Origin of the sequence: Spirosoma flavum (assembly GCF_042686045.1) — a bacterium.
In the GTDB taxonomy this organism is placed as follows: Bacteria; Bacteroidota; Bacteroidia; order Cytophagales; family Spirosomataceae; genus Spirosoma; species Spirosoma flavum.
This window is the reverse complement of the sequence record NZ_JBHUOM010000019.1, coordinates 573,712-587,693: the sequence shown is the minus strand read 5'-3', so window position 1 is coordinate 587,693 and position 13,982 is coordinate 573,712. Positions and strand designations below refer to the sequence as shown.

Sequence of the window (13,982 nt, the reverse complement as noted above, 5' to 3'; positions counted from 1 at the left end):
TTTCGGTAGTGAATCCGCAGAAACAGGCTCAGGACAAGTTTGCTTTTTCTGAACAGGTTACGAGATTTACAAGATATCGTCTGGCATAAATTCGCACTAGCGGCCTGCCTGCAAATCCTGTAATCTGTCAAAAATGAACCAAGTAATCATGTAAAATCAAATTAGCATCACACATGAACCGTTTTCCAGCGTCCCCGACGGAAAAACCAAACGGCTATACCAGCCAGCAACGTTTCGCTGATTGCCACCGACCAGAATACGCCCGGTGGCCCCCAATTTAGGGTATGGGCAAGCGTATAAGCCAGCGGTATCTCGACAACCCAAAAGCACACAATGTTGATGAGTGTTGGGGTTCGGGTATCACCCGCGCCATTAAGTGCCTGAGTCAGGACCATGCCATAGGCCATAAACAGGTAGCCCAGGCAAAATACCCGAAGGCATTCTACCGCCACGGCTACAACTTGGACATTGTTGTCGAACAAACCAACAATTGGCGTAGCTCCCAGGAAAAAACCGACGCCGACAACTGCCAAAAAGAGCATGTTGCAGAAAGCTGCCCGCCAGGCGGAGGTTTCTGCACGTTCGGGCTGACCAGCCCCTAAATTCTGCCCAACCAGGGTAGCAGCCGCGTTGGCCATACCCCACGATGGCAGAATGGTGAACACGATAATACGAATAGCGATAGTATAACCCGCTACAACGTCGCTGCCAAATGTTGACAGAATCCGCGTCAGGAATATCCAGCTGGCCGAGCCTACCAAAAACTGGCTGGTGCCACCAATGGCTAAACTGAGTAGATGGCGAATAAGGCTTACATCGGGTGAAACATCTGACCGGAGAACCTGTATTGTCCCTTTCTCACGCGTGAGAGCGTAAAGTTGGTACAAAACACCCATTGTGCGGCCAATGGTAGTGGCTACTGCCGATCCCATAACGCCAAGTTCAGGGAATGGTCCTAACCCGAAAATAAACACCGGGCATAACACGATATTGATACCGTTAGCTAACCACAGCGACCGCATCGCTACGGACGCATCGCCCGAACCGCGCAGACAACCGCTCAGGGTATAAAGCAACATGATGGCGGGTGAACTGGCGAAAATCATCCGGGTGAAACTCACTCCGTTAGCAATGAGTTTTTCATCACCACCCATCAGTCGCAGGATGTCTTCGGCAAATAGAAAACCAACTACGCCCATAATGAGCCCCAGCATTATTGACACGAGAATCACCTGACCGGCTACCGTGCCTGCTCCGCGTTGGTTTTTCTCACCGACCCGGCGAGAGACCAATGCCGTAGCCGCTGTACTCAAGCCAATGGCAATGGAATATACAATTGTCAGGACAGATTCAGTCAGCCCCACGGTGGCAATGGCTTGCGTACCGATTTTAGCAACGAAAAATACATCGACAACCGCAAACAGCGATTCCATCACCATCTCCAAAATCATTGGAACTGATAAGAGGAAGATAGCCCGATTGATGCTGCCAGACGTGAAATTGGTTTCTGAACCGCGCAGTGCGGTCATGAATAACCGAAAGAATTTGGTCATTGAAACAAAAAGATAGGCAATAACCCGACGGCTATTGGCAGCGTATGAATGAGATGAAAAAACGAGAATGACCACCTAAACAGCCCGACACGTTGCATCGGGGATGGCATAAATCTGGAGAAGAAAAACCGCGTGGGTTCTTAAGCGAGGAAAATCATGGGCGTTGTCGGACCACCGTTGCGGTCGCAGTTAAGGGTACAAACCTACGATATTCTTCTTCAAGAAACCTACAGTGTTTGAGTAAACGGTCGTTCGGACAAAATAAAAGTTGCTTAAAGAAAACAATCTGCCATGCTCAATTGGCAATAATGGGAATGTATGTCAATTGAACAAGGACTGTTTCAAATAACTCATTCTTTGCTAAATTGGGCCGAATTAGTAAACAGGTCAATAGGTCGAATTTCCTATAAATGTGGTATCGACCGATGTGTAGAATGTGCGCCCCTGTAATCAAGTTGACTCAGATTTGGTGTAGTTTCGTACCCGTCGATTTCGCCACTGGCGCGGGCAATGAAACCGTCGAGCAGAGTCGCAGTATGTAAAGTCAGTTTCCGCACCAACAAACTATCCAGTGTGTAAAAAGTTAAGCTACCTATGGACACCTCGCCTTTTTTTCTAAATGATATTAATGATTATCTGCAAAATGAATTAGCTGCCAGTCGCTATCCAGATGCTGAGAAGGGAGGTATCTATTACCCCTCAAAACGGCCTATCAGGCGGCTTGGGCTAGCTTTAGAGCCGTTCCCTAAGCTATCTGACTGGGTCAACGAAACGCAGGTTGACGCACTTTGGCTGCATCGTCCGTGGCAACTCGACTTGGCTAATTTACCACCGGATATTGGTATTCTGTCCCATCATCTGCCCTTTGATGAGACATTGACAATGGGGAATAACACCCAACTGGCTAAGCGGATAGGAGCTACGGGCGCGTTGGAGCCACTTGGTTATAAACAGGATACGACCGAAGACGGTACACTATTGCCCGAGCGTCCCATCGGTATGCTTATTGACGTTGTTGAACAGGAATTTGATTATTGGCTCACGACCGTTAAAGGTATATTTGGGGGTTATGACCGGGCCGAAGCAGGCAGTGGGGCTGCGGGATGGCAGACGACCAGCTCTCGAATTGCCGTAGTTGGGGCCATGACTGATGCCCTTGTTCGAGAGGCTGCCGAACGGGGTGCGCATCTGTATTTGACAGGGTCATACCGCAAACCCGGTCAGCAAGCGGTAGATGAAACCGGGATTGCTGTTATTGCCGTTGGGCACCGCCGAAGCGAGGTATGGGGCCTTCGGGCGTTGGCCGATTTACTGGGCGAACGCTGGTCTATCGAGTGCATTGTTCACGAACCGACAGTAATCAGTAAGTTATAATCGGTTAGCCCAAAGACAAACTACTGAATTCCGCGGGGGTCGTCGGCTACGCGGGTGTTGTCGTAAAATGTATTCATCAGAGCCATGTCTTCGTCGGAGATGCTGAAGTTGAGCACGTCGAAATTTTCCTGGACACGTTCGGGCTTCACTGATTTTGGAATCGTAACGGCTCCATGCTGCAACGACCACCTTATCAAGAGTTGGTAGGTTGACTTACCGTATTTCTCGGCCAACACAACCAGCTTTGGATCGTTCTGTTTCTGGCCCCGCACCAGGGGCGCGTAACCTTCGTGCTGGATGTTTTTATGGCGGCAATAATCCAGTACATCAGGCAGATAACAATAAGGGCTGAACTCAAACTGATTAACAGCCGGTGTAATATACGCTTCGGTCAGCAACTCATCTAAATGTGCCGGATAATGATTTGAGACCCCAATGGCTCTGGCACGTCCGTCGGTGTAAATTTTTTCGAGGGCCTTCCAGGTTTCGTGTCGGTATTGCTTTATCGGCCAGTGAATTAAATATAAGTCTACAACATCGAGTCCAAGGCGTTCCAAACTTCGGTTAAAAGCCCGTAGCGTGCGATTATAGCCCTGGTCATCGTTCCACACTTTAGTAGTAATGAAAATATCGCTTCGCGGGATACCACTTGACCGGATGGCATCGGCCACTTCGCGTTCATTGCCATAGGCGGCTGCTGTATCAATTAATCGGCAGCCTGCTTCAAGCGCCCATTCGATAGCTGGTCGAACTTCATCAATCTGCCTGGGGGCATAAACGCCGATACCTAATAAAGGCATTTCGACGCCATTATTAAGCGTAGTGGATGGTATAGTCATATGCTACGGTTGTTGCATAGTATAGTAATTGAAAACGTAGACAAGATGTTTTGGAGAACCAATAAGTTAGTAAGCAAACTCTATTAACTGTTGTGCCGTATGTTTGCCTGTCCATACTAGTTTTTTATCAGTTTAGTAACTTATGCGGGTACTGTATTTGCTTACGGGTCTTCTTTTGGTGGGTCGGTCATTGTCCTGTGCACAACCGCTTTCGTCGGCGGGTGCATTGCGGTACTCCGTTGAGATTGGCGGATTGGCAACGTCATCGCCACAAAGCCCTTTTTGGCTGCGGACCAATCAGTACAACACCGTTCCGGTACGGGGTTCGTTTGGAACGACTCGGCTCGGGATAGTACGAGATTACAAACCCAGATCGGATTCGACCATCAAGCACAAATCCCGTCTTGATTGGGGGTTTGGCCTGTATGCCGTTGCGAATGCTGGCCCCAAGCCAACATCAGATAACCCTGCTGTACTGTTGCCTGATGCATATATAAAAGTGCGTTTTAAGTATCTGGAATTGTATGGAGGTAATCGGCGTGAAGTATTCGGATTGGGTGATACATTACTGACATCGGGCTTTGTGGCCTGGTCAGGCAATGCTATGCCTTTTCCGAAAATACAGTTGCATACACCAGATTTTGTGCCCTTGGGTTTTACCAAAAAACTCCTTGCCTTCCGGGCGGGATATGCCCACGGATGGTTCATAAACTCGTACATTCAAGGAGGTTATCTCCATCAGAAATATTTATATGGTCGCATCGGCAAACCAAACTGGCGCGTTCGATTCTATGGTGGATTGAATCATCAGGTGCAGTGGGGTGGCCATGCCGATTACCTGATTGGAACACCGCTGGCGGTGAATGGGCATCTGTCTACGTCGTTTCAGGACTATTTAGCGCTCGTAATTGGTATCTATCCAGATGCGTTGGAAAATGCCCGATTCACGAGTTTCGATGGCACCAACCGGCTAGGAAATCACGTTGGGAGCTACGACGCGGCTCTGGAGTGGAAGGGCGACAAGAGTAACTGGCTGCTCTATCATCAGCATATGTATGATGACGCGTCGGGGCTGGCGTTGCAGAATGTACCTGATGGATTAACGGGTTTACGTTATCTAAACCACTCAATCAAAAATTCCCGTTTTCGATTTCAGCGTGTTGTTCTCGAATGGCTGAGTACCACCGACCAAAGCGGCCCAACCTTTGATCCAACAGCCCGGTATCAGGGGGCCGACAATTACTTCAACCATAGCCAGTACATTCAGGGCTGGTCGTATCGCGGGCGCACAATTGGAACGCCGTTTATCATGCCCCGCGCCGATCTGACACCAGCCATAGGCAATGGATTTGCCGGTAATGGATACTACCCGAACAACCGGGTTGTGGCTTGGTATCTGGGCGCAATAGGCACGTTTCGGCGGGGTCCAACAGTAACGACTCGCCTATCCTACAGCCGGAATTTTGGGTCGTATAAACAACCTTATCCACAAGTATTTCATCAGTTATCCACATCGCTGGCTGCTCAGTGGCCTATCAATAAATGGCCCGGCATGCTGCTTACAACGTCGCTGGCTCTTGACCGGGGCGAGTTATTACCCGACAGCTTTGGTAGTTACGTCAGTTTGAAGAAGGTGTGGTAAGTTGTTCAGCAGCAACTTTTTGATGTTTCATTTAATTAAATTTTAATAAAAATTTAATCTTTTTTTAATCAGAATAAATCCAAGCTGGAATCACCAACGTATTGTCACAAGTATCCTTTCGATTTATCCCTGATAATTTTCGACGATAGAAAACTATGACTATGCTTTACAAAAGACGCCTTCGTAATGTCGGTAGCTTGTTGGCGATTGGCTCTTTACTGACGTTCAATGCCTGTCAGGACCACCGCCTGTCCCCAAATCCAGCTACCCTGCCTGATGCTACCATTTATGCCCTGAATGATGCCAATCAACTGCTACGTTTAAACATTAGAAATTCAAATGCGCCCCTGGCAACAATAGGTATCACCGGCGCGGGACTTCAGAATGGCGAGCGGATGTTGTCAATTGATTTTCGGCCTGCTACCGGACAACTTTATGGCGTGAGCAACATGAGCCGTCTGTTTGTTATTAACCCGGCAACGGGAGAAGCCCGCCCGCTCACAACTGCCCAATTTACACCAGGTGTTGCTGGTATGATCATAGGGTTGGATTTTAACCCCACTGTTGACCGTATTCGGCTTGTTAGTAATAATGGGCAGGATCTGCGACTTAACCCCGAAACAGGTACCGTGGCCGCCGTAGATGGGTCGATTAATGGCGTATCAGGTGCTATGATTTCAGCGGTTGCGTATACTAACAACCGCGCGGGTGCAACAACGACCACACTGTATGATATCGACCCCGCAACAGATCGGCTGTATATCCAAAATCCACCAAATAACGGTACGTTAACCGACGTTGGTCCGCTCGGCTTGGACATTACCGGTGCGGCTGGTTTTGATATTGCTCCCGATGGAAATGGATTAGTCGCTGTAACGTTTAATGGCAGTTCTGAACTGCAACAAATCAATCTTTCGACGGGTCGTTTGCAGAAGTTAGGTGATCTGCCGGGTACAATTATTGGCTTGGCTATTCCAACTGAGCCGGTTGCTTATGCCATCGATGGATCGAATAATCTGCTCATTTTTAATCCGATGAATCCATCGCCAATCACGAAAACCATCACAGGTCTTCAATCGGGCGAAATGATTTATGGTATTGATTTTCGGCCCGTTAATGGTCAGTTATATGCCATTGGCAGCACCAGTCGGCTCTACACAATTAATGCCTCCAGCGGGGCTGCTGCTTTGGTTGGAACTGGCCCACTTAGTACACTATTGTCAGGTAATGACGTTGGTTTCGATTTCAACCCCACTGTCGATCGTATCCGGGTCACTACCAATACGGGGCAGAATCTGCGCCTAAATCCGAATGATGGTGCCGTAGCTGCTATAGATGGTGCCCTGAATCCGGGGATGCCGAATGTGACGGCATCGGCCTATACCAACAACTTCGCTGGGGCAACCACAACCACATTGTATAACATTGATACCCAAACGAATATGGCAATGCTTTTCCAGCAAACGCCACCAAACGCTGGTACGCTTGTACCTGTGGGTTCGCTGGGATTCACCGCAGAAAGTGCCAACGGGTTTGATATTGGTGGTACATCGGGCACGGCCTACGCCTTGCTGCGGTCTAATGGATCAACGCGGATTTATACCATCAACCTAATGAATGGTGCCTCTACATCTGGTGCTTTACTGCCAGGAAACCCTATCATTCGCGGATTTGCTCTCGGCTTAGGTTTCTGATTTATCCGTCTCTAGTGCTCTACGGTCTCCCTTGTGATGAACAAGGGAGACCGTTTTTTTTGGTGTCTGCTGTACTTATTCAGTGTAAAATAAGCCTTCCGATAAAACTTCTGAAGCAAGGGTAAAGAATAAGCAAAAAGAAATAATAGTCTATATACGTTTGTTGATGGAATCATTTTGATACATTGGTCTCCTCAAACGTTAGTCCCTGATAATGAACATGTTTACTTGTTCATTTGAGCAGCTACTTTGCCTGAGCCTAGTACCTCAAATTTGAGCAGGTATTTTCTTCTTTGCCGAAGTTCTTCCTCGTCTTGCTAGGAGCACATTTCATTTACCCAGGCTTATTCACTACCTAATCCTAAAAGCTATGAAGAACGTTTCCGTCGCTCAACGAATGAACCTGCCTTGGGTAGAGTCTCCATTCTTTGATGATTTACTACTAAAAAAAGACCTTACTCCCGAACAACGCGAAATGGTTACTCACTATAATCGCGAAGGTTTTTTGGTGTTGCGTCAGCAGGTGGCCCATGAGCTGATCGATCGGACGTTGCGGGAAATAGAGGGAGAGTATCCGGCTACTGTTGGTGAAGACCCAACCCGGCATCAGGACCTGTGGAAAAAATACGGGACCGTGCGCGAACTAGCCAGCCAACCGCAGATTTTCGATGTGTTGCGGATGCTCTACGACCGGGAACCGGTTCCATTCCAGACACTTAACTTTAAGTTTGGTACGCAGCAGCGGGCGCACTCCGATACGATCCATTTCAGCAGCACTCCCGCCCGGTTTATGTGTGGTGTATGGGTGGCTCTAGAAGAGACCAATGCTACTAATGGACCTTTATTTTATTATCCGCGTTCGCACCGTCAGGAGGAATTTAACTATTTTGATATTGGCATCGAAGCGGAAGAAAACTATGCTGAATATCACAACTATGAAGACTTTATGGAGGAATTCATGGAGGCCAAGGGCTACTTACGGCAGGAAATACATATGCAAAAGGGCGATGTACTAATCTGGTCGTCTAACTTAGCACATGGTGGTATGCCCATCAAAGGCGGGAACGTAACTCGTTGGTCGCAGGTGACGCATTATTACTTTGAGGGTTGTATGTACTACTCCCCCCGGTTCTCAGATATGTTCTCTAAAAATCTCAACCTCAGACATGTAATTAATATTGCTACAGGAAAAGTGGTACAACATAGTGAGAACGGAAAATCCATCGAAACGATTAACACCGGTAATTTCCGCTATGCTGTGAGTCACAATTTTACGCTGCCTGTGCTCGTGAAAGAGGTTCTAAAGAAAATAATTGGCAAAAAACCATTTTAAAGAATATTTGGTACATATGTAAGAGCAAATCTATAGCACATGCAATTAGCCAAAACTTGTCAATTAGCGAAAATGCGGCTGATGGTTTTACCAGTGATTTCAGGCGACAGCGTTAAAACGGAGCTATAGCAAAAGAGCCACTCAATTCGAGTGGCTCTTTTGCTATAGCTTATCTACTTAAATACAAATTCCTTTCTGAATACACCTTTTGGAAGAAATCATCTGTCAGGTCGTCGATGAAGTAGATGCCCTCACCAGTCGATTTCATTTCGGGGCCGAGTTCCTTATTGACGTTCGGGAATTTACTGAACGAGAACACCGGAATCTTGATGGCGTAACCCTTTTTTACGGGCTTGAAGTCGAAATCTTTCACCTTTTTAAAGCCCAGCATCACCTTCGTGGCGTAGTTAACATAGGGTTCTTGATAGGCTTTACAGATGAACGGCACCGTCCGGCTGGCGCGCGGGTTGGCTTCGATAATATAGACCACCTCGTTTTTGATGGCAAACTGAATATTTATTAGACCAACTGTTTGGAGGGCAATGGCAATCTTTCGGGTGTGTTCCTCAATTTGCCGAATCACGTTGTCGCTCAAATCGAAGGTTGGCAGCACAGCGTAGGAGTCGCCAGAGTGAATACCCGCCGGTTCGATATGCTCCATGATGCCGATGATATACACATCTTCTCCGTCGCAAATGGCGTCGGCTTCGGCTTCAATGGCATTTTCGAGAAAGTGGTCGAGCAGGATGTTATTATCAGGAATATCTTCCAAAATCTTCATCACGTGCTGTTCCAGCTCGTTCTCGTTGATGACGATTTTCATGTTTTGTCCACCCAGCACGTAGCTTGGCCGTACCAACAAGGGAAATCCTAACTCGCGGGAGAGTTCCAGCGCGCCTTCTGATTCCCGTATCGTTCCAAATTTCGGGTACGGAATATCCAGTGTTTTGAGCAACTCCGAAAAATGGCCCCGGTCTTCGGCTAAGTCGAGGGCTTTCCAACTGGTACCAATGATCTTGATACCGTAGCGGGTCAGCTTCTCCGCCATTTTCAGCGCCGTTTGCCCACCCAACTGCACAATAACGCCCACGGGCTGCTCGTGCATGATGATAGCGTGAACATGCTCCCAGAAAACCGGCTCAAAATAGAGTTTGTCAGCAATATCAGGATCAGTCGAGACGGTTTCAGGATTACAGTTAATCATGATTGTCTCATAACCCGCTTCTTTCGCGGCCAATACACCATGCACACAGGAGTAATCGAACTCGATGCCCTGCCCAATGCGGTTCGGTCCTGAACCTAGTATCACTACTTTTGGTCGGTCACTTCGTATCGACTCGTTACCGGGTAAGTCGGAAACGGGCTCTGCGTGATCGGTTGTGATAGGAACCTGATTATTGAACGTCGAATAATAGTACGGCGTTTTTGCCTCGAATTCGGCAGCGCAGGTATCCACGCACTTAAATACGCGCCGAATGTTGTGCCGCTGGCGGTAATCATATATTTTACTTTCCTTTACCTGCAATAGATGCGCCAGCTGTCGGTCGGCATAGCCTTTCTGCTTGGCAATACGAAGTAGTTCAGGCGGTATATCGTCCAGGTCATACTGCTGGATTTCGCGCTCCACCTCAATTAACTCCTCAATCTGGTGCAAAAACCAGGGGTCAATTTTGGTGAGTTGCTGAATCGTTCGGAACGACATTCCGGCCTTAAAGGCATCATAAATATGGAACAGCCGGTTCCAGCTTGGGTGTTGTAGGCTTTCTGTCAGCGCGTTACGGTCGGTGAGTTCGTGACCGTCGGCACCAAGACCGTTGCGCCGTATTTCGAGCGATTGACAGGCTTTTTGCAGGGCTTCCTGAAAATTCCGTCCAATGCCCATCGCTTCACCCACTGATTTCATTTGCAATCCCAAGGACCGATCGGCACCCGGAAACTTATCGAAGTTCCAGCGCGGCACTTTTACAATTACGTAATCGATAGCCGGTTCGAAAAAAGCCGAGGTTGTGCCCGTAATGGGATTCATCAGCTCGTCGAGGTTATACCCGACAGCCATTTTAGCGGCAATTTTAGCAATCGGGTAGCCCGTTGCTTTAGATGCCAGCGCCGACGACCGGCTCACCCGTGGGTTTACTTCAATAACAATAATGTCGTCGGTTTGTGGATTGACCGAAAACTGGATGTTGCACCCGCCCGCAAACTGCCCGATGCCGCTCATCACCCGGATGGCCAGGTCGCGCATTTTCTGGTACAGTGTATCGGGCAGGGTCATAGCTGGCGCAACCGTAATGCTGTCGCCGGTATGAATACCCATCGGGTCGAAGTTTTCGATAGAGCAGATGATAATGAAATTGCCATTGTTATCACGTAGCAATTCCAGCTCATATTCTTTCCAGCCCATCACACTTTGCTCAACCAGCACCTCATGAATGGGCGACGCGTGCAGGCCAGCCGTGAGGGCTTTATCGAAATCTTCGGGCCGATATACGAATCCTCCGCCTGTTCCACCAAGCGTGTAGGACGGCCGAAGAACGAGTGGAAAGCCAATCTCCTGGGCTATTTCTTTCCCTTCCAGAAACGAACGGGCGGTACGGCCCTTACAAACTCCTGCACCAAGTTCAAGCATCAGCAACCGGAATTTCTCGCGGTCTTCGGTTGTCTCGATGGCTTTAATATCAACGCCGATAATATCGACACCGTATTTCTGCCAGATCCCCGCTTTGTCGCAGTCAATGGCTAGATTCAGTGCCGTTTGGCCACCCATTGTGGGTAAAACCGCATCGATGGGTTTTCCCATTTCCTGATGTTTTTTCAGGATTTCGACAATGGATTTCTTCTCTAACGGCAGCAGATACACATAGTCGGCGTTGATCGGGTCGGTCATGATCGTGGCCGGATTGGAGTTGATCAACGATACTTCGATGCCTTCTTCACGGATAGAACGAGCGGCTTGAGAGCCAGCGTAATCGAACTCACATGCCTGGCCAATAACAATGGGGCCTGAGCCAATAATAAGAACGGAGCGAATGTTGGTATTTTTGGGCATTTTTCAGCGGGACAATGAACCGCGCGGGCGAATTCACGCCGAGCGGCCCCGATTGAATAATAGCTATTGATTGTGAATGAATGAATAAACCGAATACTGATTGATAGGCCGTTAACGGATACCCAAAAATCCTGCAAAAGTAGCGTATAAGAAGGAAAGGAACAGGGTATTAATCAAAAAATTACACTTTTGCTTGCAAAGCAGATATAAATGGAGCCTTTACCCTCTCAATTTGTAGCCATTCTTGGAAAAAGGGTGTTAACACTTTATTTTTGACTAAACTGGTTGTTCCTACTCTGCGTTTATGACACGTCCTTATTTACTATTTCTGTACGTTCTCGTTAGTTGTCTGGCTGTTACCTGCGTTCGTGATTATCCATCTAATGCACCTTATGCGCCCCCCGTCGTTAATCCGCCATCTGGTGGATTACCAGGGCAGCAGCAGCCTTCCGCCCAAAAACGGCTATTTCTGGGTAATGACAAGATTCGGGTAGGTATCGATCTCAATATGGGCGGGGCAATTACTTATCTGGCTGAATCGGGGAGCAGCGAAAATATGGTTAATAATCCGGACTTAGGCCGCCAAATTCAGACGGCCATTTATGGAGGTCCGTATCCCTATACCCAAAACGGTAAGCAACCTGTTGAACAATGGAAATACCTGGGGTGGAATCCGGTGCAGGCGGGCGATTATTTTCTTCATCCAGCCCGCATTGTTAGCTATCAGCAGACTGATAATCAGTTATATGTAAAGACAGTACCACTTATCTGGCCGCTTTTCGACGAACCGGCTGAGTGTACGTTTGAGCATTGGATTGACATTAAAGATAACACCGTGCATGTGCGCTGTCGTGTGGTCGTGAATCGCTCCGACACAGCACATTATGATGCCCGAACTCAGGAAACGCCCTGTGTTTATTTGAATGGTCCATACGATCACATGTTTACCTACACGGGTTTGAAGCCATTCACGAATGATGCGGTATCTGAATTCACCGATCGGAACGTAATCAACCGGTATGCCACTGAAAACTGGGCAGCCTTGCTGAATGAAAAGGGGCGGGGAGTTGGCTTGTTCAAAGCGAGAGAAGTGCGGTTCCGAACGGCTGGATTTGGTCAGCCTCATGTGGGTGGCGAGTTTGACGTGTCGGCTGGTTACATCAATAGTGAGGATTTTTTAGTTGTCGATCACAATGGCGAATACGAATTCGAATACACTCTTATCGTCGGGACACTGACCGACATTCGGCAGTTTGTGTATAACCAGCCCCGGCCTCCGTCGGGTCCTGATTATGTATTTGTGAAAGACCGGCAAAAGTGGTTCTACATCAACACGCACGATCAGGGCTGGCCTGTCCAGACCGAACTAAATGTGCAATGGGCGCGGGATAATGTAGGGAACAGAGACTTCCGTATTGCCGCCCCGTTAACCTTTTGGTATGCGGCTGATGTGCCCAAAATTTATATTCAGGCGGCTTTTAAAACACAAGGTACAGTTGCCCGACTGTCGTGGCGTAAGGCAGAGGAAATAGATTTTATGGAAACGCCGGGTCGATACATTGATTTTCCTATTGTTGGCGATGGCCAGTTTCGGACTTATGAAATCAACACAGGTCAGCTTTCGGGGTGGGATGGGGTTATTTCTCAAATATCACTAACGAGTCCGGCAAGCCAGTACAATTTCGAGAAAGGGTCAACTGTACGCATACGCAGCGTAACCTCTACCAAATTATGACCGGCATCTAAAGGAGGTAAGTATCTGATTCAGGGCGTAGGTCTATGCCGATGAAACGAATTAGCGGCCAAACTACCTCAACTACAGTTGACAGACAGTAGTTCTAGGGCCTATCACGAAACTATCGTTGCCAATGAATGCGACTGTAGAGTTCGTGCCTGAGTAAGATATATGTGAATTATGTTTCTGTAAAACTCTACATCTTCAATAAACAATCGGTCATGGACGTAGTTGTACTGTCAATTCACTAAATTATAGAAATTAGACTGTTATGATCACGAATAAAGAAATCGTTGACGATCTAAACGATCTGGTCAAAATCAACAATGACCGCATTCAGGGGTACGAAAAAGCTATTGAAGATACAGAAGATCCCCAATTAGATGATTTGTTCCGGCATTATGTTATCCAAAGCCAGAACTTTCGTAGCCAATTGGCCGACCATATTGTGCGTATTGATGGCCTTGCCGTATCTGACGCTACATCAACAGACGTATCGAGCAAAATTCACCGTGCCTGGATCGACATTAAGTCAGCTTTAACGGGTAAGGATCGGGATACAGTGTTGAGTTCGGTTGAATTTGGCGAAAGTGCAGCCGTTGAGTCGTACCAGGATGCTATTGCTAAAGATCACATTCCAGCTTACATCAGAGAAGTCCTGCAAAAGCAGCTTTCTGAGTTACAGGAAGCTTGGGAAAAAGTGAAAGGACTGAAAAAAGTAGCATAGATATTATCTACTAAAGTAGACCAAAAAAGCCTGCCACGT

9 protein-coding genes are annotated in these 13,982 nt (G+C 47.8%); 6 read left to right on the top strand and 3 right to left on the bottom strand.

Features of this window, described 5'->3' with window-relative positions:
* Window positions 1-167 precede the first annotated feature (167 nt).
* Window positions 168-1,553, bottom strand: a complete 1,386-nt coding sequence (locus tag ACFS25_RS19395) for an MATE family efflux transporter (protein WP_381504300.1) — start codon at window positions 1,551-1,553, stop codon at window positions 168-170.
* 594 nt (window positions 1,554-2,147) lie between these two features.
* On the opposite strand from ACFS25_RS19395, the gene ACFS25_RS19390 reads away from it, so the two are divergent.
* On the top strand, window positions 2,148-2,927 hold the full coding sequence (locus ACFS25_RS19390) for a Nif3-like dinuclear metal center hexameric protein (RefSeq protein ID WP_381504298.1): 780 nt from the start codon (window positions 2,148-2,150) through the stop codon (window positions 2,925-2,927).
* Window positions 2,928-2,947: 20 nt separating this feature from the next.
* On the opposite strand, the gene ACFS25_RS19385 is transcribed toward ACFS25_RS19390, so the two are convergent.
* Window positions 2,948-3,766, bottom strand: coding sequence for an aldo/keto reductase (locus ACFS25_RS19385; RefSeq protein WP_381504296.1), 819 nt, complete (start codon window positions 3,764-3,766; stop codon window positions 2,948-2,950).
* A 142-nt stretch (window positions 3,767-3,908) separates the two neighbouring features.
* Between ACFS25_RS19385 and ACFS25_RS19380 the strand changes: the two genes are divergently transcribed.
* From ACFS25_RS19380 to ACFS25_RS19370, 3 genes are all read left to right on the top strand, one after another.
* Entirely contained in the window at window positions 3,909-5,408 is a 1,500-nt protein-coding gene (locus ACFS25_RS19380; protein WP_381504294.1) for a capsule assembly Wzi family protein, read from the top strand.
* A 161-nt stretch (window positions 5,409-5,569) separates the two neighbouring features.
* The gene (locus ACFS25_RS19375; protein WP_381504292.1) at window positions 5,570-7,102 is read left to right on the top strand and encodes a DUF4394 domain-containing protein; all 1,533 of its coding nucleotides are present in this window, start codon (window positions 5,570-5,572) and stop codon (window positions 7,100-7,102) included.
* 370 nt (window positions 7,103-7,472) lie between these two features.
* Complete coding sequence (locus ACFS25_RS19370; protein ID WP_381504290.1) at window positions 7,473-8,435, top strand: phytanoyl-CoA dioxygenase family protein; 963 nt, start codon at window positions 7,473-7,475, stop codon at window positions 8,433-8,435.
* Window positions 8,436-8,604: 169 nt separating this feature from the next.
* Here ACFS25_RS19370 and carB read toward each other — a convergent pair whose 3' ends face one another.
* The gene (gene carB, locus ACFS25_RS19365; RefSeq protein ID WP_381504288.1) at window positions 8,605-11,481 is read right to left on the bottom strand and encodes a carbamoyl-phosphate synthase large subunit; all 2,877 of its coding nucleotides are present in this window, start codon (window positions 11,479-11,481) and stop codon (window positions 8,605-8,607) included.
* Between the two features lie 304 nt (window positions 11,482-11,785).
* Here carB and ACFS25_RS19360 point away from each other — a divergent pair, with 304 nt between their 5' ends.
* A complete protein-coding gene (locus ACFS25_RS19360; protein ID WP_381504287.1) occupies window positions 11,786-13,216 on the top strand; it encodes a hypothetical protein in 1,431 nt (476 codons plus the stop codon).
* A 271-nt stretch (window positions 13,217-13,487) separates the two neighbouring features.
* Complete coding sequence (locus ACFS25_RS19355; RefSeq protein WP_381504285.1) at window positions 13,488-13,943, top strand: ferritin-like domain-containing protein; 456 nt, start codon at window positions 13,488-13,490, stop codon at window positions 13,941-13,943.
* Window positions 13,944-13,982: the final 39 nt, after the last annotated feature.

What these genes read in the sequence shown, in the direction of transcription:
- ACFS25_RS19395 (WP_381504300.1), bottom strand. Translation starts at nt 1,553, where the DNA reads ATGACCAAATTCTTTCGGTTATTCATGACCGCACTGCGCGGTTCAGAA.
- ACFS25_RS19390 (WP_381504298.1), top strand. Translation starts at nt 2,148, where the DNA reads ATGGACACCTCGCCTTTTTTTCTAAATGATATTAATGATTATCTGCAA.
- ACFS25_RS19385 (WP_381504296.1), bottom strand. Translation starts at nt 3,766, where the DNA reads ATGACTATACCATCCACTACGCTTAATAATGGCGTCGAAATGCCTTTA.
- ACFS25_RS19380 (WP_381504294.1), top strand. Translation starts at nt 3,909, where the DNA reads ATGCGGGTACTGTATTTGCTTACGGGTCTTCTTTTGGTGGGTCGGTCA.
- ACFS25_RS19375 (WP_381504292.1), top strand. Translation starts at nt 5,570, where the DNA reads ATGCTTTACAAAAGACGCCTTCGTAATGTCGGTAGCTTGTTGGCGATT.
- ACFS25_RS19370 (WP_381504290.1), top strand. Translation starts at nt 7,473, where the DNA reads ATGAAGAACGTTTCCGTCGCTCAACGAATGAACCTGCCTTGGGTAGAG.
- carB (WP_381504288.1), bottom strand. Translation starts at nt 11,481, where the DNA reads ATGCCCAAAAATACCAACATTCGCTCCGTTCTTATTATTGGCTCAGGC.
- ACFS25_RS19360 (WP_381504287.1), top strand. Translation starts at nt 11,786, where the DNA reads ATGACACGTCCTTATTTACTATTTCTGTACGTTCTCGTTAGTTGTCTG.
- ACFS25_RS19355 (WP_381504285.1), top strand. Translation starts at nt 13,488, where the DNA reads ATGATCACGAATAAAGAAATCGTTGACGATCTAAACGATCTGGTCAAA.